The sequence below is a fragment of the Nocardioides sp. P4_G10 genome, from assembly GCF_056401175.1.
Genome location: NZ_JBFUJV010000025.1, coordinates 14,563 through 41,102 on the forward strand (window position 1 = coordinate 14,563; position 26,540 = coordinate 41,102).

Annotated in this window: 26 protein-coding genes; 6 read left to right on the plus strand and 20 right to left on the minus strand. The window is 72.4% G+C overall.

Annotated features, from left to right (window positions below; genetic code table 11):
* Nucleotides 1–96 precede the first annotated feature (96 nt).
* Nucleotides 97–3,810 (minus strand): methionine synthase, encoded by a 3,714-nt coding sequence (metH, locus tag AC1DP1_RS19980; RefSeq protein WP_477508366.1) that lies wholly within the window; start codon nucleotides 3,808–3,810, stop codon nucleotides 97–99.
* A 207-nt stretch (nucleotides 3,811–4,017) separates the two neighbouring features.
* On the opposite strand from metH, the gene AC1DP1_RS19985 reads away from it, so the two are divergent.
* On the plus strand, nucleotides 4,018–4,863 hold the full coding sequence (locus tag AC1DP1_RS19985) for a PAC2 family protein (RefSeq protein WP_457190052.1): 846 nt from the start codon (nucleotides 4,018–4,020) through the stop codon (nucleotides 4,861–4,863).
* A 116-nt stretch (nucleotides 4,864–4,979) separates the two neighbouring features.
* Here the strand turns inward: AC1DP1_RS19985 and mshC are convergent, their stop codons facing one another.
* The 4 genes from mshC to AC1DP1_RS20005 all read right to left on the minus strand — a co-directional run bounded on the left by mshC (nucleotide 4,980) and on the right by AC1DP1_RS20005 (nucleotide 8,453).
* Nucleotides 4,980–6,218 (minus strand): cysteine--1-D-myo-inosityl 2-amino-2-deoxy-alpha-D-glucopyranoside ligase, encoded by a 1,239-nt coding sequence (mshC, locus tag AC1DP1_RS19990; protein WP_477508326.1) that lies wholly within the window; start codon nucleotides 6,216–6,218, stop codon nucleotides 4,980–4,982.
* Nucleotides 6,219–6,363: 145 nt separating this feature from the next.
* Entirely contained in the window at nucleotides 6,364–7,146 is a 783-nt protein-coding gene (locus AC1DP1_RS19995; RefSeq protein WP_477508327.1) for an SCO1664 family protein, read from the minus strand.
* On the minus strand, nucleotides 7,136–7,720 hold the full coding sequence (locus AC1DP1_RS20000) for a DUF3090 domain-containing protein (RefSeq protein ID WP_300053277.1): 585 nt from the start codon (nucleotides 7,718–7,720) through the stop codon (nucleotides 7,136–7,138). The genes AC1DP1_RS19995 and AC1DP1_RS20000 overlap by 11 nt, the downstream gene beginning before the upstream one ends.
* A 10-nt stretch (nucleotides 7,721–7,730) precedes the next feature.
* A complete protein-coding gene (locus AC1DP1_RS20005) occupies nucleotides 7,731–8,453 on the minus strand; it encodes a histidine phosphatase family protein (RefSeq protein WP_477508328.1) in 723 nt (240 codons plus the stop codon).
* 33 nt (nucleotides 8,454–8,486) lie between these two features.
* On the opposite strand from AC1DP1_RS20005, the gene corA reads away from it, so the two are divergent.
* Entirely contained in the window at nucleotides 8,487–9,491 is a 1,005-nt protein-coding gene (gene corA / locus AC1DP1_RS20010) for a magnesium/cobalt transporter CorA (protein WP_457190044.1), read from the plus strand.
* Nucleotides 9,482–10,729 carry an MFS transporter gene (locus tag AC1DP1_RS20015; protein ID WP_477508329.1) on the plus strand — a complete coding sequence of 416 codons (1,248 nt, stop codon included), beginning with the start codon at nucleotides 9,482–9,484 and terminating at the stop codon, nucleotides 10,727–10,729. The genes corA and AC1DP1_RS20015 overlap by 10 nt, the downstream gene beginning before the upstream one ends.
* Here the strand turns inward: AC1DP1_RS20015 and AC1DP1_RS20020 are convergent.
* Nucleotides 10,695–11,516 carry an undecaprenyl-diphosphate phosphatase gene (locus AC1DP1_RS20020; protein WP_477508367.1) on the minus strand — a complete coding sequence of 274 codons (822 nt, stop codon included), beginning with the start codon at nucleotides 11,514–11,516 and terminating at the stop codon, nucleotides 10,695–10,697. The genes AC1DP1_RS20015 and AC1DP1_RS20020 overlap by 35 nt on opposite strands.
* Before the next feature lie 67 nt (nucleotides 11,517–11,583).
* Here AC1DP1_RS20020 and AC1DP1_RS20025 point away from each other — a divergent pair, with 67 nt between their 5' ends.
* The 3 genes from AC1DP1_RS20025 to AC1DP1_RS20035 all read left to right on the plus strand — a co-directional run bounded on the left by AC1DP1_RS20025 (nucleotide 11,584) and on the right by AC1DP1_RS20035 (nucleotide 13,279).
* Nucleotides 11,584–12,531: an aldo/keto reductase gene (locus AC1DP1_RS20025; protein ID WP_457190040.1), complete on the plus strand. Its 948-nt coding sequence runs from the start codon at nucleotides 11,584–11,586 to the stop codon at nucleotides 12,529–12,531.
* A gap of 32 nt (nucleotides 12,532–12,563) precedes the next feature.
* Entirely contained in the window at nucleotides 12,564–12,791 is a 228-nt protein-coding gene (locus tag AC1DP1_RS20030) for a DUF5703 family protein (protein ID WP_179620627.1), read from the plus strand.
* Between the two features lie 119 nt (nucleotides 12,792–12,910).
* Nucleotides 12,911–13,279 carry a hypothetical protein gene (locus tag AC1DP1_RS20035; protein WP_457190038.1) on the plus strand — a complete coding sequence of 123 codons (369 nt, stop codon included), beginning with the start codon at nucleotides 12,911–12,913 and terminating at the stop codon, nucleotides 13,277–13,279.
* A 20-nt stretch (nucleotides 13,280–13,299) separates the two neighbouring features.
* Here the strand turns inward: AC1DP1_RS20035 and AC1DP1_RS20040 are convergent, their stop codons facing one another.
* The 14 genes from AC1DP1_RS20040 to rpoZ form a co-directional block, all read right to left on the minus strand.
* Complete coding sequence (locus AC1DP1_RS20040; protein WP_477508330.1) at nucleotides 13,300–13,764, minus strand: DUF427 domain-containing protein; 465 nt, start codon at nucleotides 13,762–13,764, stop codon at nucleotides 13,300–13,302.
* 23 nt (nucleotides 13,765–13,787) lie between these two features.
* Nucleotides 13,788–14,201 carry an MmcQ/YjbR family DNA-binding protein gene (locus tag AC1DP1_RS20045; protein WP_477508331.1) on the minus strand — a complete coding sequence of 138 codons (414 nt, stop codon included), beginning with the start codon at nucleotides 14,199–14,201 and terminating at the stop codon, nucleotides 13,788–13,790.
* The gene (gene rpe, locus AC1DP1_RS20050) at nucleotides 14,198–14,860 is read right to left on the minus strand and encodes a ribulose-phosphate 3-epimerase (RefSeq protein WP_477508332.1); all 663 of its coding nucleotides are present in this window, start codon (nucleotides 14,858–14,860) and stop codon (nucleotides 14,198–14,200) included. Before rpe ends, AC1DP1_RS20045 begins: the two co-directional genes overlap by 4 nt.
* 9 nt (nucleotides 14,861–14,869) lie before the next feature.
* Complete coding sequence (locus tag AC1DP1_RS20055; protein WP_477508333.1) at nucleotides 14,870–15,817, minus strand: lipid kinase; 948 nt, start codon at nucleotides 15,815–15,817, stop codon at nucleotides 14,870–14,872.
* 64 nt (nucleotides 15,818–15,881) lie between these two features.
* Nucleotides 15,882–16,856, minus strand: a complete 975-nt coding sequence (gene ligD, locus AC1DP1_RS20060) for a non-homologous end-joining DNA ligase (RefSeq protein WP_477508334.1) — start codon at nucleotides 16,854–16,856, stop codon at nucleotides 15,882–15,884.
* 126 nt (nucleotides 16,857–16,982) lie between these two features.
* Nucleotides 16,983–18,038, minus strand: coding sequence for a hypothetical protein (locus AC1DP1_RS20065; protein ID WP_477508335.1), 1,056 nt, complete (start codon nucleotides 18,036–18,038; stop codon nucleotides 16,983–16,985).
* 139 nt (nucleotides 18,039–18,177) lie between these two features.
* The gene (locus AC1DP1_RS20070; RefSeq protein ID WP_477508336.1) at nucleotides 18,178–19,503 is read right to left on the minus strand and encodes an RsmB/NOP family class I SAM-dependent RNA methyltransferase; all 1,326 of its coding nucleotides are present in this window, start codon (nucleotides 19,501–19,503) and stop codon (nucleotides 18,178–18,180) included.
* Nucleotides 19,496–19,909, minus strand: a complete 414-nt coding sequence (locus AC1DP1_RS20075; RefSeq protein ID WP_477508337.1) for an MmcQ/YjbR family DNA-binding protein — start codon at nucleotides 19,907–19,909, stop codon at nucleotides 19,496–19,498. The genes AC1DP1_RS20070 and AC1DP1_RS20075 overlap by 8 nt, the downstream gene beginning before the upstream one ends.
* Complete coding sequence (gene fmt, locus AC1DP1_RS20080; RefSeq protein WP_477508338.1) at nucleotides 19,906–20,847, minus strand: methionyl-tRNA formyltransferase; 942 nt, start codon at nucleotides 20,845–20,847, stop codon at nucleotides 19,906–19,908. The genes AC1DP1_RS20075 and fmt overlap by 4 nt, the downstream gene beginning before the upstream one ends.
* Nucleotides 20,848–20,860: 13 nt before the next feature.
* Entirely contained in the window at nucleotides 20,861–21,406 is a 546-nt protein-coding gene (gene def, locus AC1DP1_RS20085; protein ID WP_457191279.1) for a peptide deformylase, read from the minus strand.
* 122 nt (nucleotides 21,407–21,528) lie between these two features.
* Nucleotides 21,529–23,538, minus strand: coding sequence for a primosomal protein N' (locus AC1DP1_RS20090; protein ID WP_477508339.1), 2,010 nt, complete (start codon nucleotides 23,536–23,538; stop codon nucleotides 21,529–21,531).
* Between the two features lie 173 nt (nucleotides 23,539–23,711).
* Nucleotides 23,712–24,914 (minus strand): methionine adenosyltransferase, encoded by a 1,203-nt coding sequence (gene metK / locus AC1DP1_RS20095; protein ID WP_477508340.1) that lies wholly within the window; start codon nucleotides 24,912–24,914, stop codon nucleotides 23,712–23,714.
* A 70-nt stretch (nucleotides 24,915–24,984) separates the two neighbouring features.
* The gene (coaBC, locus tag AC1DP1_RS20100; RefSeq protein ID WP_477508341.1) at nucleotides 24,985–26,202 is read right to left on the minus strand and encodes a bifunctional phosphopantothenoylcysteine decarboxylase/phosphopantothenate--cysteine ligase CoaBC; all 1,218 of its coding nucleotides are present in this window, start codon (nucleotides 26,200–26,202) and stop codon (nucleotides 24,985–24,987) included.
* A gap of 13 nt (nucleotides 26,203–26,215) precedes the next feature.
* Nucleotides 26,216–26,527 carry a DNA-directed RNA polymerase subunit omega gene (gene rpoZ / locus AC1DP1_RS20105; RefSeq protein ID WP_172261153.1) on the minus strand — a complete coding sequence of 104 codons (312 nt, stop codon included), beginning with the start codon at nucleotides 26,525–26,527 and terminating at the stop codon, nucleotides 26,216–26,218.
* Between the last annotated feature and the right edge of the window lie 13 nt (nucleotides 26,528–26,540).

The window sequence follows — 26,540 nt, forward strand, 5'->3', positions numbered from 1 at the left end:
GCGACCCGCCGCCGTGCGTCGCAGGTCGCCCCTGGGTCCCGTTCCCGAGATCGCCCTCCCGCATGCATGGCCGAGGGCGGGATGACGCCGGCCCGGTCAGTCCTCGGGGTCGTAGCCGAGGTTGGGCGAGAGCCACCGCTCGGCCTCGGCAAGCGTCCAGCCCTTGCGCTCGGCGTAGTCGGCGACCTGGTCGCGCGCCAGCCGCCCCACCACGAAGTACTGGGCCTGCGGGTGGGAGTAGTAGAAGCCGCTGACCGACGCACCCGGCCACATCGCCATCGACTCGGTGAGCTTGATGCCGGTGTGCTCCTCGACGTCGAGGAGCTCCCAGAGCGTCTGCTTCTCGGTGTGCTCGGGGCACGCGGGGTAGCCCGGCGCCGGGCGGATGCCGTCGTACTGCTCCTTGATGAGCCCGACGTTGTCGAGGTGCTCGTCGGGCGCGTAGCCCCACAGCTCCTTGCGCACCCGCTCGTGGAGCCGCTCGGCGAAGGCCTCGGCGAGCCGGTCACCGAGCGACTCGAGCAGGATGGCGTTGTAGTCGTCGAGGTCGGCGCGGAAGGCCGCCACGCGGTCGGAGAGCCCGTCACCGGCGGTCACCGCGAAGGCTCCGACGTGGTCGCGCAGTCCGGTCTCCTTGGGTGCGACGTAGTCGGCGATCGACCGGTTGGGCACCCCGTCGCGGTGCTGGCCCTGCTGGCGGAGGTGGCGCAGGGTGGCGTGCACCTCGCTGCGCTCGTCGTCGAGGTAGAGCTCCACGTCGTCGCCCACCGAGCTGGCCGGGAAGAAGCCGACCACGCCGTGCGCGCGGATCCACTTCTCCTCGATCATCTGGTCGAGCATGGCCTGCGCGTCGTCGTAGAGCTTGCGGGCCGCAGGTCCGGAGCTGGGGTTGTTGAGGATGTCGGGGAACGCGCCCTTCATCTCCCAGGCGTTGAAGAACGGCTGCCAGTCGATGTAGCGCCGCAGGGTCGTCAGGTCCTGGTCACGGAGCACCCGTACGTGCTGGCTCGCGCGCACGCCGGTGAGCGGCGAGACCGCCCGGTCCTGCTGGAGCAACATGTGGGGCTTGGGCGGGCGGTAGTCCGACCAGTCGACCTGGGTCGCGTTGGCACGGGCGTGCTCCAGCGTCACCATCGGCCGGTCGTTCTTGGCCGAGTGGCGCGTGCGCAGGGAGTCGAAGTCGGCCTTGACGTCGCTCATGAGCTTCTCGCGACCGGTCGGGCTTAGCAGCGCCGCTGCGGTGGGCACCGATCGGGACGCGTCCTTGACCCACACCACGGGGCCGTCGTACTTCTGGTCGATCTTGACCGCGGTGTGGGCGCGCGAGGTGGTCGCACCGCCGATGAGGAGGGGGATCTCCAGGCCGAGCCGCTGCATCTCCGAGGCGAAGTTGACCATCTCGTCCAGCGACGGCGTGATCAGGCCGGACAGGCCGATGATGTCGGCGCCGTTCTCCTGCGCCGCGTCGAGGATCTTCTGGGCCGGGACCATGACACCGAGGTCGATCACCTCGTAGTTGTTGCACTGCAGGACGACGCCGACGATGTTCTTGCCGATGTCGTGGACGTCGCCCTTGACCGTCGCCATGACGATCGTGCCATTGGTGTCCTTCTGGGCCGCGAGCGCGGGGTCCTTGGCCTTCTCCTCCTCGATGAAGGGGATCAGGTAGGCCACGGCCTTCTTCATGACGCGGGCGCTCTTGACGACCTGCGGGAGGAACATCCTGCCAGCGCCGAAGAGGTCGCCGACGACGTTCATCCCGTCCATCAGCGGACCTTCGATGACCTCGATCGGACGACCGCCGGCCGCTGCGATCTCCGCGCGGAGCGCCTCGGTGTCGTCCTCGACGTGGGCGTCGATGCCCTTGACCAGGGCGTGGGCGATCCGCTCGCGCAGCGGCAGGCTGCGCCACTCGTCCTGCACCTCCTCCGCGGCGCCGGCGGCGATGTTGAAGCGCTCGGCGATCTCGAGGAGACGCTCGGCGGCGTCGGCACGGCGGTTGAGGACGACGTCCTCGATGCGCTCGCGCAGCTCGGCGTCGACCTCGTCGTAGACGACGAGCGCGCCTGCGTTGACGATGCCCATGTCGAGGCCCGCGCGGATGGCGTGGAAGAGGAAGACGGCGTGGATCGCCTCACGGACCGGGTTGTTGCCCCGGAAGGAGAACGAGACGTTGGAGATGCCGCCGCTGACCTTCGCGCCGGGGAGGTTCTGCTTGATCCAGCGGGTGGCCTCGATGAAGTCCTCGCCGTAGGTGGCGTGCTCCTCGATGCCGGTGGCGACGGCGAAGACGTTGGGGTCGAAGATGACGTCCTCGGGCGGGAAGCCGACCTCGTCGACGAGGATCCGGTAGGCCCGCTCGCAGATGGCCTTGCGCCGGTCGAGGTTGTCGGCCTGGCCGTCCTCGTCGAACGCCATCACGACGACAGCGGCGCCGTACTTGCGGCACAGCCGGGCGTGCGCGCGGAACGGCTCCTCGCCCTCCTTCATGGAGATCGAGTTGACGATCGCCTTGCCCTGCACGCACTTGAGGCCGGCCTCGATGACCTCCCACTTGGACGAGTCGACCATCACCGGCACGCGGCTGATGTCGGGCTCCGCCGCAATGAGCTTGAGGAAGCGGTCCATGGCCGCGACCCCGTCGATCATCCCCTCGTCCATGTTGACGTCGATGACCTGTGCGCCCGACTCGACCTGCTGCGCAGCCACGGCGAGGGCAGCGTCGTAGTCGCCGTCCTTGATCAGCTTGCGGAAGCGGGCGGAGCCGGTGATGTTGGTGCGCTCGCCGACGTTGACGAAGAGGCTGTCCTGGGTGATGGTCAGCGGCTCGAGACCGGACAGTCGCATCACCGGCTCGATGGTCACGGGCTCGCGACGGTCCTTGCCCTCGACCGCGCCGGCGATGGCGGCGATGTGGTCGGGCGTGGTGCCGCAGCACCCGCCGACGAGGTTGAGGAAGCCGGCGTCGGCGAACTCCGCCAGGACCGCGGCCGTCTGGTCGGGCGTCTCGTCGTACTCGCCGAAGGCGTTGGGCAGGCCGGCGTTGGGGTAGACGCTGACGAACGAGTCGGCGAGCCGCGACAGCTCGGCGACGTAGGGGCGCATGTCGCGGGCGCCGAGGGCGCAGTTGAGGCCGACGGCCAGCGGGCGGGCGTGGCGGATCGAGTCCCAGAACGCTTCGGTGACCTGGCCCGAGAGCGTACGACCGGACGCGTCGGTGATCGTGCCGGAGACGATGACCGGCCAGCGGCGCCCCTGCTCCTCGAACAGCGTCTCCACGGCGAAGATCGCCGCCTTGGCGTTGAGGGTGTCGAAGATCGTCTCGATCACCAGCAGGTCGGCGCCGCCGTCGACGAGACCGCGTGCGGCGACGAGGTAGGCGTCGGCGAGCTGGTCGAACGACACGTTGCGCGCGCCCGGGTCGTTCACGTCGGGCGAGATGGAGGCCGTCCGGGTCGTCGGGCCGAGGGCGCCGGCCACCCAGCGCGGGCGGTCGTCCGTCGCGGCCGCGTCGGCGGCCCGGCGGGCCAGCCTGGCCGCCTGGTGGTTGAGCTCGTAGTCGAGCTCCTCGAGGCCGTAGTCGGACAGCGAGATCGCGTTGGCATTGAACGTGTTGGTCTCGATGATGTCCGCACCGGCGGCGAGGTAGTCCTCGTGGATCGCCCGGATCAGGTCGGGCTGCGTCAGCGTGAGCAGGTCGTTGTTGCCGATGAGGTCGCTCGGGTGGTCGGCGAAGCGCTCCCCGCGGTAGCCCGCCTCGTCGGGACGGTCGCGCTGGATCGCCGTACCCATCGCACCGTCCAGCACCATGATCCGCTCGCTCAGGATCGCCGTCAGGGCGGCGGTGGCATCAGGGCGGTGCTGCGGCTCCACTGGTGGTGGCTCCTCTCGGGCGGCGGTACGGCCAGCCTAGGAACGTCGTCCGACACTCGGACACGCTTCCCACATGGTGGCACCCGGCGCGTCGGCCGGTGAAATCACCACGGGCTGCTGGGCGCGGCGCCCTAGGCTGGGCAGGTGATCGAGTTCGACGACGTGCAGGATCTGGTCTCCCCGGTGGTGATCGCCGCCTTCGAGGGCTGGAACGACGCCGCCGACGCGGCGTCTGGTCTGGTGGACCACCTCATCGAGCAGTGGAAGGCCGAGGTCATCGGCGCGATCGACCCCGAGGAGTTCTACGACTTCCAGGTCAACCGGCCGATCATCGGCACCGACGTCAACGGCTACCGACGGCTCACCTGGCCCACCACGCGCATCGCCGTCGCGCGCCCGGCCGAGCTGGACCGCGACGTCATCCTGGTGCGCGGCATCGAGCCCAACATGAAGTGGCGCCAGTTCTGCGCCGAGCTCCTCGCCGCCTGCGACGACCTCGGCGCCGAGCTCGTGATCACGATGGGTGCCCTCCTCGCCGACACGCCGCACACCCGCCCCATCCCGGTCACCGGCACCGCGACCGAGCCCGAGCTCGTCGACCGCCTCGTCCTCGAGCAGTCGACCTACGAGGGGCCCACCGGCATCCTCGGCGTCTTCAACGACGCGTGCGCCCAGCTCGACATCCCGGCCGTCTCCTACTGGGCGGCGGTCCCCCACTACGTCGCCCAGCCGCCGTGCCCCAAGGCGACGCTCGCCCTCCTCGGCCAGCTCGAGGAGCTGCTCCAGGCCCCCATGCCGATCGGCGACCTCGCCGACGACGCCAGGGCCTGGGAACGCGGCGTGGACGAGCTCGCCGCCGAGGACGAGGACGTCGCCGACTACGTCCGCGCCCTCGAGGAGACCCGCGACACCGCCGAGCTCCCCGAGGCCTCCGGCGAGGCCATCGCCCGCGAGTTCGAGCGCTACCTCAAGCGCCGCGACACCGACTGAGGGTCCCGCGCGTCTGCGCGTCGTACGCCGACACGCCGGGCGGCGGTGAGTGAGACACCTTCTGCCGCCTCAGAACCTGCCTCACGCACCGCTCGGGCGGCGGGGAGGGGCGTACGTCAGAGCGAGAGGCCGAGGGCGGCGTCGAGGAGCCGGTGGATGGTCGCCGCGGCCTCCGGGTCGGAGGTGTCGGCGAGGCCGGTCGTGCCGAGGGTCCCTTCGACCCACTCCTGGATCGCGGCGACGGCTGTCGGGGCGTCGAGGTCGTCGGCCAGCGCGGCGAGCACCCGCTCGACGTACGGGAGGGCGGGCGCACCGTTGCCGAGCGCGAGGGCGCGGCGCCAGGTGGCGAGGGTGTCGACGGCGTCCCAGAGCTGGTCGTCGGTCCACTCCCAGTCGCTGCGGTAGTGGTGGCGCAGCAGCACCAGCCGGATCGCCATCGGGTCGACCTCGCTCATCCGCAGCGCGGAGACGAAGACGAGGTTGCCCTTGGACTTCGACATCTTCTCGCCGTCGTAGGCGACCATCCCGGCGTGGGCGTAGGTGCGCGCGAACCGCTCGCCCGGGTGGGCGACCTGCGCGTGACCGGCCGACATCTCGTGGTGCGGGAAGACCAGGTCGCTGCCGCCGCCCTGCACGTCGAACGTGGACCCGAGGTGGTCCAGCGCGATCGCGGAACACTCGACGTGCCAGCCGGGTCGGCCGGGGCCCCACGGGCTGTCCCACGCCGGCTCGCCCGGTCGCTCGGCACGCCACAGCAGGCAGTCGAGCGGGTCCTTCTTGCCCTCACGGTCGGGGTCGCCGCCGCGCTCGGGGAAGATCTCGAGCATCGTGTCGCGGTCCAGCCCGGACACCGCGCCGAAGGTGTCGTCAGCGGTCACCGAGAAGTAGAGGTCGTCGTCGACGCGATAGACCGAACCGGCCTCGTCGAGTCGCTGGATCAGCTCGATCACCTGCGGGATGGACTCCACCGCCCCGGTGTAGTGCGCGGGCGGCAGGACCCTCAGCGCCTCCATGTCCTCGCGGAAGAGCTGGGTCTCGCGCTGGGCGAGCTCGGCCCAGTCGACGTTGACCTTAGTGGCGCGCTCCAGCAGCGGGTCGTCGACGTCGGTCACGTTCTGGACGTAGGTCACCTCGTGGCCGGCGTTTCGCCAGGCGCGGTTGAGCAGGTCGAAGGCGACGTAGGTCGCGGCGTGCCCCATGTGGGTGGCGTCGTAGGGGGTGATCCCGCAGACGTACATCCGAGCCGGACCCTCGGGCCGGGTCTCGACGAGGGCGTCGCTCGCGGTGTCGTGCACCTGCACGACGGGGCCCGTCACGGGCAGTGAGGGAACGTYGGGCGACGACCAGGCACGCATGACGCGCAGCCTATCCGCCGCCCGGGAGGCGCCAGCCGGGAGATCTCGATACGCCCCTGGTCGCGCCTTCGTTCCTCAGGCGCGGGGCCACTCGATCTGACCGCGCCCACGCGCCGACCTCGTTCCTCGGTCGTCGCTGCGCGTCTCAGAAGGGTGGCCAGGGGATGACGGGGTACGACGACGAGCGCGGGCCGGGGAACGTCCCCCGCGCCAGCAGCCGGGCGACCCGTCGCTTGGTGGTCTCGACCTCGTCGTCGGTCAGCATCCCGGAGAGCGTCGCGCCCAGCTCACCGTCGAGCGCCGCCGCGAGCACCCGCAGCCCGTCGGCCTCCTCCGCGCTGATCGCGTCGCCCACGAAGCCCCACAGCACCGTGCGGAGCTTGTGCTCGACGTGGAAGGTCAGCCCGTGGTCGACGCCGTGCCGGTGGCCGTCGGGCATGGGCAGGACGTGCCCGCCCTTGCGGTCGGCGTTGTTGACCACGACGTCGAAGAGCGCCATCCGCCTCAGCGGCTCGCTGTCCTCGTGGACAAGAGACACCGCCTGGTCGTGGGCGTCGAGGCCGTCGAAGACGTGGCGGAAGCCGGCCGGGACCTCGCCCTCGCCGACGATGTCGACGGGTGCCGCGTCCTCGACCTCGTCACGCCACAGCTGGACCATGCCCGGGCCGTGCGGTCCGTCGCCGAGGACCGTCGGCGGCACGATGTCCCAGCCGAGCGCCTCCGAGACGGCGTACGCACCCACCTCGCGGGCGGCCAGCGTGCCGTGCGGGAAGTCCCACAGCGGCCGCTCCCCCGCGATCGGCTTGTAGACGACCCGGACGCCGCCGAGCTCGCCGACGAAGGTGGCGTTGGACGCCGGCAGCACGCGTCCGTGCAGGGTCAGCTCCCCGGTGGGGAAACCGGCCGGGAGGGTGCTGTCAGGGATCACGGCGCCGGAAGCCGTTGGCACGGACGCAGAGGTGCCCGTCCGGGTCGATCGGCTCGCCGCAGAAGGGGCAGTCGGGGCGCCCCGCGCCGATCACGGACAGTGACCGCTCCACGAACGAGCGCGCCGCGGCGGCGGTGAGCCGGACCAGGAAGATCTCGTCGGGCTCGGGCTCGAGGAGGTCCTCGAGGTCCTCCTGCAGCTGCTCGGGCGAGACGACCGCGGCCTCGGTGAAGGGGAAGACCTCGATCACCACCCGCTCGTCGGCGCCGTCCCACGACAGGGTCATCGTCCCGGCGCGGAACTCCTCCTCGATCGGCTGCTCGAGGGGCTGGGTGTCGGTGAGGTCTCGCGGCGCGATCGCCGGGATCAGCACGTCGCCGCCGGCGGCCTGCATCAGCTCGTCGAGGAGCTCGTCGATGCGCTCGGCGAGGGCCTGGACCTGCTGCTTCTCGAGCGAGACGCTGACCAGCCTGGCGCCCTCGCGGGCCTGGAGGAAGAACGTGCGCTGGCCGGGCTCGCCAACGGTGCCGGCGACGAAGCGCTCGGGTGGGTCGAAGCGGTGCACGACGGGCATGTCACTCACCCTAGGGCGTGCCTGTCTGGGGTCCGGCGCCTCCACCCACCTCGGCGTCCGCGCGCCGGCTGCGGGTGGTGCGTCGGGGCTTCCTGGGCGGGGTCAGCCAGGCGAGGTCGCCGGCGTGGGTGTTGGTGCCGATCACGAACGGCCGTGACTCGGTGTAGCGCACGATCGACACCGACGCGGGGTCGACGTGGATGCGCTGGAAGAGGTCGAGGTGGGTGCCGAGCGCGTCGGCGAGGATCGACTTGATCACGTCGCCGTGGCTGACGGCGAGCCACACGGCGTCGTCGCCGTGCTCGGCCGCCACCCGCGCGTCGTGGCGTCGTACGGCTGCCACCGCGCGGTCCTGCATCGCCCGCATCGACTCCCCTCCGGGGAAGGTGGCCGCCGACGGCTGCGCCTGGACGGTCTTCCAGAGCTTCTCCTTGGCGAGCTCCTTGAGCGGCCGTCCCTGCCACTCGCCGTAGTCGCACTCCGACAGCTGCTTGTCGCTCCCGGCCCGCAGCGGTTCGGCCTGCCGGGTGGTGATCTCGCGGCACGTCTCGCGGCAGCGCTCGAGGGGGCTGGTGACCGCGGCAGCGAGCCGTACGCCTGCGAGCCGATCCCCCACCGCGACCGCCTGCTTCACCCCGGCGTCGTCGAGGTGGACGCCGGGCAGCCGGCCGGCGAGGACTCCGGTGGCGTTGGCCGAGGAGCGGCCGTGTCGAACAAGGATGACGGTGGGCATTCTCCAGAGGTTAGTGGGGCTAGCCTCGGCCTTGTGATCGTGGACAACGCCCTCTACCACCGGGGCAAGCGGGTGCCACTGGGCAACGGGGATGACCAGAGCCTCGGGCACGCGCGGGTGCCGTGCGACCCGGGTGACTTCCAGTGGATCGGCATCCACGACCCCAGCCCCGACGAGCTCGAGCTGATCGCCCGCACCTTCGACCTGCACCCGCTGGCCGTCGAGGACGCCGGCGACTCCCACCAGCGGCCCAAGCTCGAGCACTACGGCGACACGCTGTTCCTCGTGCTCAAGACGCTCTGGTACGTCGACGAGGAGGACGCGGTGGAGACCGGCGAGATCAACATGTTCGTCGGTCGCGACTTCATCGTGACGGTCCGCCACGGGGAGGGCATCAACCTCTCGGATTCGCGCCACGACCTCGAGGAACGTGCGCAGGTGCTGGAGCACGGCCCGATGGGGGTCATGTACGCCATCTGCGACCGCGTCGTCGACGAGTACGAGAAGGTCGGGGCGGCGCTGGAGGAGGACGTGGACGAGGTGGAGGAGTCGGTGTTCTCCCCCGGCCGCACCGACGACTCCGTCCGGATCTACGTCCTCAAGCGCGAGATCGCCGAGGTCCGCCGCGCGGTCCTGCCGCTGCGCGAGCCGATGCGGAAGTTCTCCCTGCACTCCGACACCGTCCCGACGATCCGCACCCCCATCCCCATCACGGCGGAGACCGCGACCTACTTCCGCGACGTGGCCGACCACCTCCAGCGCGTCTCGGAGGTGATCGACAGCCTCGACGTCCTGCTGTCGACCGCGTTCGACGGCCATCTGGCGCGCATCTCGGTCCAGCAGAACGAGGACATGCGCAAGATCTCCGCCGGTGCCGCCCTCGTGGTGGTGCCGACCCTGATCGCCGGGATCTACGGCATGAACTTCGACCACATGCCCGAGCTGCACTGGACCTACGGCTACCCCTTCGCGATCGTCCTCATGATCGGGGTGGCCGCTGGGTTGTTCGCGCTGTTCAAGAAGTCCGGGTGGCTGTGACCCGAACCACGACCGCTCCCACTGCGTGGCGGGTGGTCTGGTGGTTCGGCTTCGTCAGCCTGGCCGCCGACATGGTCTACGAGGGCGCCCGCTCGGTCTACGGCCCCGTCCTCGCAGCCCTCGGTGCGTCCGCGCTGGTCGTCGGGCTCGTGACCGGAGCCGGTGAGGCGATCGCGCTCGTCCTGCGCCTGGCGTTCGGCCCGATCGCCGACCGGACGGGCCGCTACTGGTCCCTGACGATCGTCGGCTACGGACTCACCGCGGTCTGCGTCCCGCTGATCGCGCTGGCGCCGCGGCTCGGCGCGGCCGGGCTGGCCTTCGCCTCCACGATGATCCTGCTCGAGCGCCTCGGCAAGGCGGTCCGGTCGCCGTCGAAGTCGGCGCTGCTCGCCCACGTCGCGACCGCCGTCGGCCGTGGGCGCGGATTCGGGGTGCACAAGGCCCTCGACCAGGTGGGCGCGTTCGCCGGACCGCTCGTGGTGGCCGGGGTCGTCGCGGTCGCGTCCCTCTGGTGGGGCATGGCCGTGCTCGCCGTCCCCGGCGCCGTCGCGATGGTCCTGCTGCTCACCCTGCGCCGCCGCGTCCCCGACCCCAGCGTGTACGACGACACGCCCCCTCCCGCCGCCCAGGAGCACCCGCCACCGAGCCGCGGCTGGTGGGCGGACGTCGTCGGGTCGGGCCTGCCGGCCGACTTCTTCCGCTACGCCGTCGCCGCGTCGCTGACGACGGGTGCGCTGGTCACCTTCGGGATCATCGGCTACCACCTCACCGTCGACGACCTGATGCCCGTCGCGGCCGTCCCCGTGGTGTATGCCGCGGCGATGGGCGTCGAGGCGGTCGCGGCACTCGCCGTCGGCTCGGTCTACGACCGCACCGGCCCGCGGGTGCTGCTCCTCGTGCCGGTGCTGGTGGCGCTGGTGCCGGCCCTCGCCCTCGGCTCGGCCATGGTCGCGGTCCTGGGCGGCGTCGTCGCGTGGGGCGCGGCCCAGGGCGTCCAGGACTCGACGGTCAAGGCGGTGGTCGCCGATCTGGTCGACGCGCCGCGCCGCGCGACGGCCTACGGCGTCTTCGCAGGGATCCAGGGACTCTTCGCGATCGTCGGCGGCGTCACCGCCGGATGGCTCTACGACCGCTCGCTGCCGGCCCTCGTGGCCGTCGTCGCCGTCACCCAGGTCGTGGCGCTGGTGCTGCTGGCCGACACGTTCAGGCGGTCAGCACGCCGGCTCCGAGCAGGATGAGCGTGCCCGCGCCGAGCAGGATCCGGTAGATCACGAAGGGCGTGTACGAGTTCGTGCTGACGTAGCGCAGCAGCCAGGCGATGGCGGCGTAGCCGACGACGAACGAGACCACCGTGGCGGTGATGGTGGGACCCCACCCGAAGTCGTTGTGGCCGTGGGGGATCTCCTTGAGCTCGAAGAGCCCGGCGCCGACGACCGCGGGGATCGCGAGGAGGAAGGCGAAGCGGGTCGCGGCCTCACGGTCGAAGCCGAGGAAGCGGCCCATGGAGATCGTGGCGCCCGAGCGCGAGACGCCGGGGACCAGGGCGAGCGCCTGCGCGAGGCCCATGAGCACCGCGTCCCTCAGGTTGAGCTTGCCCAGCGTCCGGTCGGTGCGCCCGACGCGGTCGGCGATGCCGAGGACGATGCCCATCACGATCAGCGTCGTGCCGGTGATCCACAGGTTGCGGAAGTCGCGCTCGATGACGTCCTTGAGCAGCACGCCGAGCACCACGATCGGCAGCGAGCCGATGATGATGTACCAGCCCATCCGCGCGTCGATCGTGCCGCGGTACTCCGCCTTGAACAGCGAGCGCACCCACGCGCTGCCGATGCGCCAGATGTCCTTGCGGAAGTAGATCAGCACGGCGAGCTCGGTGCCGATCTGGATGACGGCCGTGAACGCCGCCCCCGGGTCTCCCCAGCCGAACAGCTCGGGGAAGATCCGCAGGTGCGCGCTGCTCGAGATCGGCAGGAACTCGGTCAGCCCCTGGATGACGCCGAGGACCACTGCCTTGAGGAGATCGATCACAGGGCGTGAGCCTACGGGCGCGTCCCGTGCGGTCCGCGCACCACCCGTGGCTACCCTCACCACCATGCAGCAGCGTTCCCTCGGCGCGACCGGGCTCAAGGTCTCCCGGCTCGGTCTCGGCACGATGACCTGGGGCCGTGACACCGACGAGCACGAGGCGCGCGACCAGCTGATCGCCTTCGCCGAGGCCGGGGGCACGCTCGTCGACACCGCGGCCGGCTACGGCGACGGCGCGAGCGAGGAGCTGATCGGCACGCTCATCGGCGACGTCGTCGCCCGCGACGAGGTGGTCCTCGCGACCAAGGCCGGCATCCACCGGCGTACGGGCGCACGCGTCACCGACACCTCCCGCGGCAGCCTGCTGACCACCCTCGACGCCTCGCTGAAGCGGCTCGGGGTCGACCACGTCGACCTCTGGCAGGTCCACGTGTGGACCGATGAGACCCCGGTCGAGGAGACGCTCAGCGCCCTCGACCTCGCCGTGACCTCGGGCCGCGCGTCCTACGTCGGCGTCTCCAACTACACCGGATGGCAGACCGCGCAGGCCGCGACCTGGCAGCGGGCCGTCCCCGGGCGGGTGCCGCTGGCGTCGACCCAGGTCGAGTACTCGCTCCTCAACCGCCACGTCGAGCACGAGATCGTCCCGGCCGCTCAGGCCCTCGGGCTCGGGGTCCTCCCCTGGTCGCCCCTCGGCCGCGGCGTGCTCACCGGGAAGTACCGCACCGGCACCCCGTCGGACTCGCGCGCCGCCACCGAGCACTTCGCCGGGTTCGTCGGGGCCTACCTCGACGAGCGCGGCCGCGGGATCGTGGAGGCAGTCGCGCGCGCCGGCGACGGTCTCGGCTGGTCGCCGCTGGAGGTCTCGCTCGTGTGGGTACGCGACCGGCCCGGGGTCGCCGCCCCGATCGTCGGTGCCCGCACGGCCGCGCAGCTCAAGGGAGCGCTCGGCATCGAGGAGCTGACCCTGCCGCCGGAGATCGTCGACGCCCTCGACGACGTGTCGGCAGACTGAACCGCACCCCTTCGAGGAGAGAGGGAGAGACGATGGCCAGGATCCAGCGCCGCCCACCGGGCCGCGGGGTTGAGTGGGAGTTCGAGACGCTCGTGCTGCCCAAGGACTTCTCCCGCAACGTCGTCACCCGCGTGCTCGTCGAGCGCGCCGAGCACGGCGGCTGGGAGCTCGACCGGCTCCGCATCGGCAACGACGGCAAGCGACGGGTGGTGCTGCGCCGCAAGATCATCCGGCAGCGGCTGACCCTCTTCGCCGGCTGACCCCGTTCGACCGACATTCCGACCGGCATGGGGTGCGGACCCCATGGACGCCGCCGTCCCCACGGTGCTCGACTCGAAGGAGCGGGGCCACCCCGGTCCCGGTTGAGGGGACGGCGCATATGACACGCAGGCACAGGCCGGCACTCGGGATCGTGGAGCTCGCGGTGGACCCGGCCGACGTGGACCAGGAGACCTATCCCGTCCGGATCAGGCTGACCCGGCCGCTGACGGCGTACGAGGCGGAGGGGCTGGCGTCGGTCGAGCCGGGCATCCGGAGCGAGGGGGACGCGATCGTGCTCCCGGCGGCGCGCCTGGACGACGTGGCACGCGACGTCGACACCTGGAGCGCGCGCCTCGAGCGGGTGCAGACGCGCGCCGACCAGCTCGAGGGCGAGACGCTGGTGGCCGACCAGCGACGGGTGGACGACCACGCGCGGCACGGGTCCCACCTCCGCAGCCAGCAGGTCAACGACCGCGGGCTGCACTGAACAGGGCCCGGGCCGGGCGGCTACCAGCCGCTGGAGCCCGGTCCACCCTTGAACGGTCCGGTGACCCGCGACGTGATCCAGCCGCCGTAGAAGCTGCCCGGCTGGGGTTGGACCACCTCGTCGTCGACGGTGCAGCGGTCGACCCGGCCCGGGTAGAGCGCGACGTGGCCGACCAGCGACTCGAAGCCCTTCGAGGGCGTCGGGTAGGTCCACGCCACGGCCGGGAGCACGTCGTCGCCGACCACGAGGTCGTAGTAGGCCGCCTGCCCCTTCCACTCGCACCACGAGGCGCCCTGCCCCGGGCGGAGCACCCCGTCGGCGAAGTCGGCTGCCGGCAGGTAGTACGTCGGCGGGTGGCTGGTCTCCAGCACCCGCACGCTCGCGGTGGTGTCGGCGACGACGAGGCCACCGTGGGTGACCACGACGTGCTCGTTGCTCGGGTCCACCCGCGGCGGGCGGGGGTAGTCCCACACGGACTCGGTCATGCACCCAACCTACGGAACGGTCCCTACGGCTCGAGGTCGCGCGACGCGAGCCAGGCGCGTCCGCGACGGTCCGAGGCCTGCGCGAGCCAGGCCTCCTCGATGACCTCGACGAGCTCCTGCCGCTCGATCTCCCCCACCCGGGAGGTACGCAGCAGCACCGACGCGTGACCGTCGAAGTGCGGCGTCGTGAAGAACGGCAGCCGCTCGTCCTGCAGCAGCGCCTGCTTGTCCCCCTCGGAGCCGACCCAGATGACCACGACGTCGTCGTAGCGCTCCCCCGTCTCGGGGTCCACGGCGTCGGGTCGTGGCGTCCGGAAGAACACGAACGACTTGCTGCCCACCTGGTAGACGGGATTCTTCTCCGGGCGTACGACGGTCACGTGCGGCATCGCACGCGCGGTCGCGTGGATGTCGTCGACCGTCGCCGGGCGACTCACGACGAGGCCGCCGCCGCCTTCGCCCGCAGCTCGGCCACCATCGCGTCGGGGTCGTCGGCTGAGTAGACGGCCGAGCCCGCGACGAAGACGTCGGCCCCGGCCTCGGCGCACCGCTCGATGGTCTCCAGCGACACGCCACCGTCGACCTGCAGCCAGGTCTCGACGCCGTGCTTGCGCATGAGCTCGCGGGCGGTGCGGATCTTGGGCAGGCACAGGTCGAGGAACTTCTGGCCGCCGAAGCCGGGCTCGACGGTCATGATGAGCACCATGTCGAGCTCGGGCAGCAGCGCCTCGTAGGGCTCGATCGGCGTCGCCGGCTTGAGTGCCATCGACGCGCGGGCGCCCTGCGACCGGATCTCGCGGGCGAGCCGCACCGGCGCCTTGGCCGCCTCGGCGTGGAACGTGACCGACCCGCACCCCGCCTCGGCGTAGGCCGGTGCCCACCTGTCGGCGTCCTCGATCATCAGGTGCGCGTCGATGGGTTGGGAGGCGTGCTTGCTGAGTGCCTCGACGACGGGCAGGCCGAGGGTCAGGTTGGGCACGAAGTGGTTGTCCATGACGTCCACGTGCACCCAGTCGGCACTGGGGATACGCGCCACCTCGTCGGCGAGGCGCGACAGGTCGGCGTTGAGGATGCTCGGCGTGATCTGGATGCCCACAGGGCGAGCCTAGTGACTCCCGGGACCATCCAGACGCGCGGCACTGCTCCCGGCGGGTACGACGACGTGGAGCGCGTTGCGGTCGACCTCGAACGTCGCCGTGGTCGTTGCCGCGATCTCGCCGTCGAGGTTGACCGGGAGCGGCTCGTCGGTGACCAGGCGCAGGCGCCGGGTGGTGAGGTGGTGCACCCGGTCGTGCTCGACGAGGTGGCCGGTCCGGAGCAGCCGCGCGACCGAGAGGTGGTCGTGCAGCCGGCCCTGCTCGACGGCGTACACGTCGAGGAGGTGGTCGTCGATCGAGGCGTGCGGCGCGACGGTGAGCCCGCCTCCGTAGTGCCGCCCGTTGCCGACGGCGACCTGCATGAGGTCGGCGAGCTCGAGGGTGGTGCCGTCGTCGAGCTCCAGGCGGGCGGCGAACGGCCGGTGGGACCGGTACGCCGCCAGGGTGGCCGCCGGGTAGGCGAAGCGGCCGAGCCGCTGCTTCAGCGCCGGGGTCAGCCTCTGGGTGACGGCGACGGAGAGACCGACCGAGGCCACGTTGAGGTAGGCGCGCCCGTCGACCCGCCCGAGGTCGACGTCGACGACGTGGCCGTGCACCAGCGTGTCGACCGCCGCCGCCAGGTCGTCGGGGACCCCGAGCGTGCGGGCGAAGTCGTTGGCGGTCCCGAGCGGCAGGACGCCGAGCGCGGTGCTGGAGTGGGCGACCATGGCGGCGGCGCAGCCGATCGTGCCGTCGCCCCCACCGACCACGAGCAGGTCGGGCTCGGACTCGACGGCGACCGCCAGCGCCTCAAGGAGCTCGAGCCCGCCGTGCACGGGGTGCACCGTCACGTCGTCCGACACACCGCGAGCTGCTGCCTCCACGAGCGGGAGCGCTCGCGCCCCGCGGCGGGCTGCGGTGTTGACGACGACTGCGACCCGACCGGTGCGCGGCTGGGTCGGCCTGTTCTGCTGCATGGCCCGAGGCTAGGGCGCGTGCGTGAGAGGACGATGAGGACGACCTGTGCGCGGGCTGTGGCGCCTAGGACTCCTCGGGCTCCGGCGGGGCCTCGGCGCCCTCGTCCTCGTCGCGGGCCGCCCACTCGAGCAGCGGGGCGATGTCGAACGGCTTGTCGTCGATGCCGGCGTGCAGGTCGCCGATCTCCGCGAACCGCTGGGGCATCGTGAAGATGGTGAAGTCGTCGGGCACGCAGTCGTCGACCTCGTCCCAGCGGATCGGCGCCGACACCCGGGCCTCGGGCACGCCCCGGACCGAGTAGGCGGCGGCGATCGTGTGGTCGCGCGCATTCTGGTTGTAGTCGACGAACAGCTGGGAGGGGTCGCGGTCCTTGCGCCACCACGCCGTCGTGACCTCTCCCCCAGCTCGCCGCTCGACCTCGCGTGCGAACGCCAGCGCGCCGCGGCGTACGTCCTGGAAGCCGTGGTCGGGCGGGATCCGCACGTAGACGTGCATCCCCGAACCGCCGCTGGTCTTGGGGAAGCCGACGGCACCGAGCTCGTCGAGCACCTCGTGGGCGATGTGGGCGACGCGCTGCACGGTGGCCCAGTCGCACTCCGGACCCGGGTCGAGGTCGATGCGCCACTCGTCGGGCTTCTCGGTGTCGGAACGCCGGCTGTTCCAGGGGTGGAACTCGACCGTCGACATCTGCACCGCCCAGATGACGCTCGCCAGCTCGGTCACGCACAGCTCGTCAGCGGTGCGCTTCCACCGGGGGAAGAACAGCTGGACGGTCTCGACCCACTCGGGTGCTCCGGCCGGCAGGCGCTTCTGGTGCACCTTGTCGCCCGCCAGGCCCTTGGGGAAGCGGTGCAGCATGCACGGACGCTCGAAGAGCGCGTTCACGATCCCGTCGCCGACGGCGAGGTAGTACTCGACGAGGTCGAGCTTGGTCGCGCCGCTCGGCGCGGCGTCGGTGGGCGGGAAGTAGACCCGGTCGGGGTTGGTGACCTTGACGACGCGGTCGTCGACCTCGATCTCGGTGAACGGCGACGCCATGTCAAGGAGCCTAGTCGGAAGCGACGCAGTCGCGTCCGGCGTGGCGAACGAGGTCGAGTGGCCGCGCGCCCGAGGCACGAGGGCGCGACCGGGCGTACCGAGACCAGCAGCCCGAGGCGGGGGTCACTACGGCGCGGAGGTCTCCGACGGCTGCTGCTGCCCGTCCTGCTGCCCGTCCTGCTGCTGGGGCTGCTGGTCGCCGGGCTGCGTCTCCTGCGGCTTGTCCACGGTCACGGTGACGACGTCGGACCAGCCCTCGTCGGCGTACTGGCTCTCGGGACGGTGCCAGCGGAACTCGGTCGTCTCCGCAACGGGTACGACGACCCGCGCGACGCCGTCGCGCGAGGCGAGGACGGGCTTGCCGACCGGGGCCCACTGGCCACCGGGCGAGCGGGACTCCAGGACGAGCGGGTCGCCCGTGAGGCGTCCGGACCCGTCGGTGACGCGTCCGGTGAGCTCGACCTCCTCGTCGGGCTTCACCTGCTGCCTGCCGGCCGCCACGCTCGTCGACAGCGAGACGCCCTCGAAGTCGAAGGTCGAGCCGGAGGCCCGGACGGCGTCGAGGTTGAAGGCCTTTCCGTCGCAACCGAAGCCGGTGACCGCGAAGCCGGGGCCGTCGCCGTGCTCGGCGGCGAACTGCGCCGGCGTGGCGGAGCCGGCCCGGTCGACGGTGGCGCCGGAGGAGAGGTCGACGAGCGCCCAGTCGTAGGTGAGTGCGGAGGAGGACACGGTGGTCCAGGACCCGGCAGGAGCCGACACGGCCGCCCGCCCGCGCCAGGCGGTGCCGGCCGGACTCTGCCGGCTCACGGCCATGACCCACGAGACGCCCGAGCTGCCGCCAGTGGCCGCGACGGCGACCGACGAGTCCAGCCCGGCGAGCGAGTCGAACGAGGCGTAGGGTCCGGCCGCGCTGCCGGCGGCGGTCGGGACGAGGCCCAGCGACCGGCGGCCGAGCGGGGCGGCGTAGGGACCGAGGTTGATGCGTGAGGCGGGCGCGGTCGCGTTGGCGAGCAGGTCGGCGCACCCGACGTAGGTGAGGTAGACGTCGGAGTCGCCGGTGGCGGGCCCGGACAGCGTGCGTGAGCCGCCCGCGGCGTGGGCGGGACTGCTGACCAGGGTCGTGCCCACGGTCAGGGTCAAGGTCGTGGCGGCCAGGGCCGTCATGATGCTGCGCACGTGCATGGATTCCTGCTCCCCGTGACACGGCGCACCCCTCCGGTGCGCCGAGCTGACTCCATCATGCTGGTCAAAGCAAAGGATGGGAACCGCCCAGGCGCGAAAGTCACCCCAATTGGTGGCCGATGCGCTCCCACTGAGCCCCTCAGGCCCGTCGGCGCAGGGTAGCCGCGAACATAGCGTCGGTGCCGTCGCGGTGCGGCCACAGCTGGAAGCGGCCCACCTCGTCGGTGTCGCCGCGGCGGGCCAGCACGGCCCGCACGACGTCGCTGGTCTCCGCGACCACGGGCGAGCAGGTCGCGTAGACCACCACGCCGCCCGGTCGCACCGACTCCAGCGCCGAGTCGAGCAGCACCTGCTGGATCCCGACGAGCTCCTCGACGTCCTCGGGCGTACGACGCCAGCGCGACTCGGGACGTCGTCGGAGCGCGCCGAGCCCCGAGCACGGCGCGTCGACCAGCACCCGGTCGAAGGTGCCGGGGAGCCAGGCGGGGCGCATGCCGTCGCCGGCGAGCACCTGCGCCGCGCCCTCCGGCGTGGCACGCAGCGCGGACGCGACCAGCGCTGCCCGGTGCGGCTGCCGCTCGTTGGCGACGAGCACGGCCCCGCGCTGGGCGGCGAGCGCCGCCAGCAGGGCGGCCTTGCCCCCAGGCCCGGCGCACAGGTCGAGCCACCGCTCGTCGCGCCCGTCCAGCGGGGCATCGGCGAGCGCGAGCGCGACGACCTGCGAACCCTCGTCCTGGACCCCGGCGCGTCGCTCGGCGACCGCCGGGACGGCGGACGGGTCGCCACCGGCCAGGGTCACGGCGTACGGCGACCGGCCGGTGCGGGTGCCGCCGGCGGCCTCGAGCTCCTCGACGGTCGACATGCCGGGGCGGGCGACCAGCGTGACCCGCGGCGGGGCGTTGTCGGCCTCCAGCAGCGCGTCGAGCTCCTCGTCGCTGCCGACGGACGCGGCCAGCGCCTCCCCCAACGCCGCGACGACCCAGCGGGGGTGGGACCGGGCGACGGCGAGGTGGGCGTACGGGTCGGCCTGCTGGTCGGGTGCGACCTCGTCGACCCATCCGGCGAGGTCGCGCCGGCTGATCGTGCGCAGGACGGCGTTGACCAGGCCGGCCGGTCCCCGGCCGACGGTGGCGCGGACGAGGTCGACGCTGGTCGAGATCGCGGCGTGGTCGGGCACCCGCATGGAGAGGAGCTGGTGGGTCCCCAGGCGGAGCACGTCGCGCACCTCCGGCTGGAGGCGCGGCTTGGTGAGGCAGGCGTCGATCACGGCGTCGTACAGCCCGTGCATCCGGATCGCCCCGGACGAGAGCTCGGTGGCCAGCGCGGCGTCGCGACCGGTGAGCCCGTGCTTGCGCATGACCTGCGGCAGCACGAGGTTGGCGTAGGCGTCGTCGGTGCGCACAGCGGTGAGCACGTCGAGCGCCGCGCGACGGGCCTTGTCGACCGGGGGGCGGCGGTCACTCACCGAGGTGCTCCCGCACGAGCTTCTTCGGCGCCTTCGCCGCCCAGGCGTCGGTGATGATCTCCTCCAGCTCGTCGCGGCCGATCTCGCCGAGCCGCGACTGCTGCACGAGCACGGCGGCGTAGCCCTTGAAGTGGTCGATGGTGAAGAACGGCGTCGACTCGTCCGCGACCAGCGCGTGCTTCTCCACCTCGGTCGGCGTGGAGATCACGACCAGGTCGTCGTACATCTCCCCCGTGTCCGGGTCGACGGCCGACGTGTGCGGCGCGCGGTAGAGGACGAAACCCTTGCCCTTGTCGCCGCGGGGCACCTTCCAGGTCGGCCGGTCGCCCCAGGAGATCCCGAGCTCGGTCTCCGGCAGGCTGCCGCAGATCTCGTCGACGTCCTCCGGACGAGCGGGCCGGCTCACGAGGCGGCGTCCTGCTCGCCGAGGCGGACGCCCGACTCCAGGCGCACCCCGCGGGCCCAGTCGGCCGCACCCATCTGCTTCTTGCCGAAGGCCTTGACCTGGCCGAGCTCGACGGGCGCGGTGGCGGTGCCGACGTAGACGGCGTTCTTGGTGACCTCGAGCACCCCCGGGGCCAGGGGCTCGCGGTCGACCGGGCGCAGCGGCCCGATCTTGATCCGCTCGCCCTCGAAGGTGCTCCACGCGCCGGGGGCCGGATCGCAGGCGCGCACCTGCCGGTCGATGGCGACCGCCGGGAGGCTCCAGTCGATGCGGGCGTCATCGACCAGGATCTTGCGCGCGAACGAGACGCCCTCCGCCTGCTGCTCGCGCGCCTCGAGGGTGCCGTCCTCGATCCCGTCGAGGGTCTGCACCAGCAGGCCCGCTCCGCCTTCCGACAGGCGCGCGAGGAGGTCGCCGGCGGTGTCGGTGGGCCGCACCCGCTCGGTCATCACCCCGAAGACCGGTCCGGCGTCGAGGGCCTTGACGATCCGGAACGTCGTCGCGCCGGTGACCTCGTCGCCGGCCCAGATCGAGTGCTGCACGGGGGCGGCGCCGCGCCAGGACGGGAGCACCGAGAAGTGCAGGTTGATCCAGCCGTGCGGCACCAGGTCGAGCGCCGACTGCGGGAGCAGGGCGCCGTAGGCCACGACCGGGCAGGCGTCGGGTCGCAGGGCGGCGAGCTCCTGCTGGAAGTCCGGGTCGCGCGGGTGCTCGGGCTTGAGGACGGGTACGCCGAGCTCCTCCGCGCGCTGGGCGACCGGGCTGGCGACCAGCTTGCGGCCCCGGCCGCTCGGGGCGTCGGGTCGGGTGACGACGCCGACGAGCTCGTGGCGGCTCTCGGCGATCGCGTCGAGCGCGGGCACGGCGACCTCGGGGGTGCCGGCGAAGACGACGCGCATCAGCTGGGAACCTTCATCGGGCGAATCCGTTCGTCGGGTGGGGGCTGAACCGGACCGTCGGCTGCTCGAGACCGAACCACTCGGACTCACGGATCTCCTTCATCGCCGCCTTGCGCGCGGCGGTGTCGAGCTTGTCGATGAAGAGGACGCCGTCGAGGTGGTCGGTCTCGTGCTGCATGGCACGGGCCAGCAGCTCCGACGCCTCGATCCGCTGCGGCTCGCCGTACATGTCGAAGCCGGTCGCGACGACCGACAGCGCCCGGAGGCAGTCGTAGGTCAGCTCCGGGAGCGAGAGGCAGCCCTCCGCCCCGTCCTGGGTCTCGTCGGAGAGCTCGAGGGAGGGGTTGACCAGGTGGCCGACCTCGCCATGGACGTTCCAGGTGAAGACCCGCAGGCCCACGCCGATCTGCGGCGCCGCGAGGCCGGCGCCGGGTGCGGCGAGCATCGTGTCGGTCAGGTCGGTGACGAGCTGACGGACCTCGCGGTCGAAGTCGTCGACCTCCACTGCTCGCTGGCGGAGCACGGGGTCACCGAAGAGACGGATGGGCTGGACGGCCACGGAGCTCCTTCGCTCGGCTGGACGCGGTCTGGGTCAGGTCTGGGCGGGTCGATCGGGCAGTGGCCAAGTCTAGGGAGGCGCCCGCGGTGACGTCATGGCGGCCGGTCGCCGGGGCGGCCCGCTCAGATGGTCAGGGGGTCGACCTGGATCCGGACGGGGTCGAGCTTGCGCGCCGAGCGGACCCGTTGGAGGTCGCCGAGCGAGCGGGAGAGCGCCTCCCCGCTGGACCGCGGCACGCGCAGCAGGACCCGGTGCTCGTCGTCGACCGGGACCGGACCGAGCACCTCGGCACCGGCAGGGAGGTCGACCAGGTGGAGGACGTCGTCGAGCGCCCCGAGGTCACCCGTGACCGTCGCGAGCCGGGCGGCCGGCGGGAGGTGGGCCTGCGAGCGCTCCTGGGCCTCCCGACGGGCGAAGCCGGTCGGGTCCCACCGCACGAGGGCCTGCAGCGCGGGGTGGGCCGGGTCGCCGACGGCCAYGACGTGGCCGCCGGGCCGCACGAGGGCTGCTGCGTTGAGCCACCGGCGCAGGGCCTCCTCGGCCGCCCGCAGGTCGTCGCGCGCCAGGCTCAACCAGGTGTCGAGGACGACGACGGCGGCGTAGCCCGCGTCGGCGACGGGCTCGGCCCCGACGGTCGCGACCACGAGGTCGGCCGACTCGCCGACCCGGTCGACGACCCGCTCGCCGCTGGAGCTGCGGACGGTGGTGCCGGGGAACATCCGGCCCAGCTCCTCCGCGGTGCGGGCCTCGCCCCGCACCGGCGCGCGCAGGCCGTGGCCACCGCACGTGGGGCACGCCCAGGCCGCCTCGACGTGGCCGCACCACCGGCAGTGCGGCGGCACCGCCGGACCGTCCACCACGAGCGGTCCGGTGCAGACGGTGCAGCGGGCAGGGGCCCGGCAGGTGTCGCAGGCCAGCGACGCGGCGTAGCCGGCACGCGGCGTCTGCACCAGCACCGGCCCGGTCGTGAGACCGCGCCGGATGGCGTCGTAGGCGGCGCGCGGGATGCGGGTGCCGACGGATCGGTCCTCGGCCGGCACCGCCTCGACGCGGGCCCGGCGCCGCAGCACGTCGCGGGGCACCGCCAGCTCGTGTGCCCACCCGGTGGCGACCAGCTGCTCCGCCTCCGGGGTGCGGGCCACGCCACCGAGGAGCGCCGCCGTCCCCTGCTGCTCGGCGCGGACGAGGAGCACCTCGCGGGTGTGCGGGTAGGGCGCGCGCGGCTCGGCGTGGAGGTCGTCGCCGTCGTCCCACAGCACCACGAGCCCGAGGTCGTGGACGGGCGCGAAGGCGGCGGAGCGGGTGCCGACGACGATCCGCCGCGCTCCCCGGGACACGGCCAGGAAGTCGCGGTAGCGCGCAGCCGGGCCGCCCTCAGCGGTCAGGCAGACGTGGTGTCCCTCCCCCAGGCGGTCAGCCAGGGCGGCGTCGACCCGGGCGACGTCACGCCGGTCCGGGACGCAGACGAGCGCGCCCCGCCCGGCGGCGTACGTCGTCGCCACGGCCTCGGCGACCATCGCGGGCCAGTCGTCGCCGGGGGCGGCCGCCCACACCGCGCGGGGCGATCCGCCGGAGGCGAGGTGGCGGAGGTAGGCGTCGGCGTGCGGGACCTCGGACCAGGTCGAGGGCGCCTCGACCGCCGGCGCCTCGGGTGCGCGCTCGGACGCGACCTTCTCCGTGGCCGCGTGGCGGGGCGGGACGGCGAGGCGGAGCACGTCGGACCGCGCACCGGCGTACCTCCGGGCCAGGGTCTCGCTCAGCTCGACGATCTCCGGCGCGAGCACCGGCTCGGGGCTCACCACGCGCCGCAGCGGCTGGAGGTTGCCGGTGTGGTCGGTGTGGCTCGTGCGCTCGACGACGTAGCCGTCGACGTCCTGGCCGGCGAAGCGCACCTTGACCCGCGCACCCGGGACCGCGGTCTCCGCCATCGCCGTCGGGACGGCATAGTCGAACGGCCGGTCGAGGTGGGCCAGCGCGATGTCGACGAGGACCCGCGCGACGGGGTCGGTCTCGGCGGCCTGCCACTGCGCCGCTGTGCGCCGTCGGGTGGCGGCCGCCTTGGCCCTGGCGTCGTCGACGGCAGCACGAAGCCCCGGAAGCATCTCGGCTTCCGGGGCTTCGTGGGACGTCATGCGGGCGATTGTGTCAGCGGCGTCCGACGCTCCGGACCTCGCGGGCGTGTCTGTGGAGTGGGCCCCGCCTCGTCAGCGATCCCCGGCTGACCGGGGATCGCTGAACTTGTCAGGCCGTGCACGGGCCGACAAGTTCAGCGAGAGCCTGACAACCCTCGACCGAGGGACGGCGATCAGATGCCGGCGGCGGCCTTCAGCTTGTCGGCGCGGTCGGTGTTCTCCCAGGTGAACTCGGGGAGCTCACGACCGAAGTGGCCGTAGGCCGAGGTCTGGGCGTAGATCGGGCGGAGCAGGTCGAGGTCGCGGATGATCGCGGCGGGGCGGAGGTCGAAGACCTCGAGGACGGCGGCCTGGATCTTCTCGTCCGGGACGACGCCGGTGCCGAAGGTCTCGATGAACACGCCGACGGGCGCGGCCTTGCCGATGGCGTAGGCGACCTGCGCCTCGCAGCGGCTGGCCAGTCCGGCGGCCACGACGTTCTTGGCGACCCAGCGCATCGCGTAGGCGGCCGAGCGGTCCACCTTCGACGGGTCCTTGCCGGAGAACGCGCCGCCGCCGTGGCGCGCCATGCCGCCGTAGGTGTCGACGATGATCTTGCGGCCGGTCAGGCCGGCGTCGCCCATCGGGCCGCCGATGACGAACGTGCCCGTCGGGTTGACCAGCATCCGGTAGCCCTCGGAGGGCAGGTCGAAGCCGGCGAGCACGTGGTCGATGACGTGCTGCTTGATGTCGGCCTCGAGCGTGGCGTGCTCGACGTCGGGGTCGTGCTGGGTGGAGAGCACGACGGTGTCGATGCGCAGCGGGCGGTCGTTCTCGTCGTACTCGATGGTGACCTGGGTCTTGCCGTCGGGACGCAGGTAGCCGAGCGTGCCGTCCTTGCGGACCTCGGTGAGGCGCTGCGCGAGCCGCTGGGCGATGGTGATGGGGAGCGGCATCAGCTCCGGGGTGTCGTCGCAGGCGTAGCCGAACATCAGGCCCTGGTCGCCGGCGCCGCGCTTGTCGAGCTCGTCCTCGGAGGAGCCGACCCGCGACTCGTGGCCGGCGTCGACACCCGCGGCGATGTCGGTGGACTGGGCGCCGATGGCGACCTGGACACCGCAGGTGTGACCGTCGAAGCCCTTGTCGGAGGAGTCGTAGCCGATCTCGAGGATCGCCTTGCGGACGATGTCGGCGACGGGGGCGTAGGCCGTCGTGCGCACCTCACCGGCGACCACGACGAGGCCAGTGGTCAGCAGCGTCTCGACGGCCACCCGCAGGTTGGCCTTGTCGGCGTCCTCGGCCATCAGGTGGTCGAGGACCGAGTCGCTGATCCGGTCGGCGATCTTGTCGGGGTGCCCCTCGGTCACGGACTCGGAGGTGAACAGTCGTCCAGCCACGATGCTCTCGATTCTTCTTTGGAACGGTCGGATGAAACGTACCTGTCGACCAGCATCCGGGACGCGTGTCTCAGCCGGCGAATCGCCGGGCGACCTCGTCCCAGATGACGTGGGCGAGCGCGGTCTTGGACCCGTGCGGGACCTCGACGGCGCCTCCGTCGGCGGCCAGGACGACCGCCTCGTTGTCGGCGCTGCCGAAGACCGCTCCCCCGCTGACGTCGTTGACGACGAGGAGGTCGCAGCCCTTGCGGGCCAGCTTGGCGCGCCCGAGGTCGAGCACCGAGCCGGTGGCGTCGCCGGTCTCGGCGGCGAAGCCCACGATGACGGCGTCCTCGCGGGCCCGGTCGTGGGATATCTCGGCGAGGATGTCGGGGTTCTGCGCCAGCTCGATGGCCGGCGCGGACCCGTCGTCCGCCTTCTTGATCTTGGCCTCGCTGACCGCCGTGGGCCGGAAGTCGGCGGGCGCCGCGGCCATCACGACCGCGTCGGCGGTGGCGGTCGCGCCGACGACCGCCTCGCGCAGCTGCTCGGTCGTCTCGACGCGTACGACGTTGACGCCGGCCGGGTCGGGCAGGGTCACGTTGGCGCTGACGAGGGTGACGTGGGCGCCCCGCGAGGCCGCGGCCCGGGCGAGGGCGTAGCCCTGGAGCCCGGAGGACCGGTTGCCGAGGAACCGGACGGGGTCGAGGTACTCCCGGGTGCCGCCCGCGGAGACGACCACCTTGCGACCGGCGAGGTCCTGGGTCATGTCGGGGCCGCGGTCGAGCAGCCCGCGCACCAGCTCGTAGATCTCGGCGGGCTCCGGCAGGCGGCCCTTGCCGGTGTCGGCGCCGGTGAGGCGGCCGACGGCGGGCTCGATGACGATCGCCCCGCGGTCGCGGAGGGTGGCGACGTTGGCCTGCGTGGCCGGGTGCTCCCACATCTCGGTGTGCATCGCCGGGGCGAAGACCACCGGGCAGCGCGCCGTGAGGAGCGTGTTGGTGAGGAGGTCGTCGGCCAGGCCGTGCGCCGCGCGGGCGAGCAGGTCGGCGGTCGCCGGTGCGACCACGACCACGTCGGCCTGCTGGCCGATGTGGACGTGGGGCACGGCGTGGACGTCGGTCCACACGTCGGTGGCGACGGGCTTGCCTGACAGGGCGGACCACGTCGGGGTGCCGATGAACTTCAGCGCCGACGCCGTGGGCACGACGGTGACGTCGTGCCCCGACTCGGTGAACCGGCGGAGGAGCTCACAGGCCTTGTAGGCCGCGATGCCGCCGGAGACCCCCAGGACGACCCTCACGGTCATCGGGAGGCTCGCGTCACTCCGTGGCGTCGCCGGCAGCAGCCTCAGCGGCGGCGGCCTCGGCGGCGGGGTCGATGTCCTCGCAGGTCAGGAGGTCGTCGTTGATCTCGCGGAGCGCGATCGAGAGCGGCTTCTCCTGGACGTGGGTGTCGACGAGCGGGCCGACGTACTCCAGCAGGCCCTCGCCGAGCTGGGAGTAGTAGGCGTTGATCTGGCGGGCACGCTGGGCGCTGTAGAGCACCAGCTTGTACTTGCTGTCGGTCTTGGTGAGCAGGTCGTCGATCGAGGGGTTGGTCACGCCCTCGGCGGCGATGGTGGGAGAAGCCACGGTGTGGGTGCCT

What these genes read in the sequence shown, in the direction of transcription:
- coaBC (WP_477508341.1), bottom strand. Translation starts at nt 26,202, where the DNA reads ATGACCGTGAGGGTCGTCCTGGGGGTCTCCGGCGGCATCGCGGCCTAC.
- AC1DP1_RS20035 (WP_457190038.1), top strand. Translation starts at nt 12,911, where the DNA reads ATGACACGCAGGCACAGGCCGGCACTCGGGATCGTGGAGCTCGCGGTG.
- AC1DP1_RS20030 (WP_179620627.1), top strand. Translation starts at nt 12,564, where the DNA reads ATGGCCAGGATCCAGCGCCGCCCACCGGGCCGCGGGGTTGAGTGGGAG.
- metH (WP_477508366.1), bottom strand. Translation starts at nt 3,810, where the DNA reads ATGGTGCTGGACGGTGCGATGGGTACGGCGATCCAGCGCGACCGTCCC.
- AC1DP1_RS20065 (WP_477508335.1), bottom strand. Translation starts at nt 18,038, where the DNA reads ATGCACGTGCGCAGCATCATGACGGCCCTGGCCGCCACGACCTTGACC.
- ligD (WP_477508334.1), bottom strand. Translation starts at nt 16,856, where the DNA reads ATGGCGTCGCCGTTCACCGAGATCGAGGTCGACGACCGCGTCGTCAAG.
- AC1DP1_RS20005 (WP_477508328.1), bottom strand. Translation starts at nt 8,453, where the DNA reads ATGCCCACCGTCATCCTTGTTCGACACGGCCGCTCCTCGGCCAACGCC.
- AC1DP1_RS20040 (WP_477508330.1), bottom strand. Translation starts at nt 13,764, where the DNA reads ATGACCGAGTCCGTGTGGGACTACCCCCGCCCGCCGCGGGTGGACCCG.
- fmt (WP_477508338.1), bottom strand. Translation starts at nt 20,847, where the DNA reads ATGCGCGTCGTCTTCGCCGGCACCCCCGAGGTCGCCGTGCCCGCGCTC.
- AC1DP1_RS20025 (WP_457190040.1), top strand. Translation starts at nt 11,584, where the DNA reads ATGCAGCAGCGTTCCCTCGGCGCGACCGGGCTCAAGGTCTCCCGGCTC.
- AC1DP1_RS20055 (WP_477508333.1), bottom strand. Translation starts at nt 15,817, where the DNA reads ATGCAGCAGAACAGGCCGACCCAGCCGCGCACCGGTCGGGTCGCAGTC.
- AC1DP1_RS20000 (WP_300053277.1), bottom strand. Translation starts at nt 7,720, where the DNA reads ATGCCCGTCGTGCACCGCTTCGACCCACCCGAGCGCTTCGTCGCCGGC.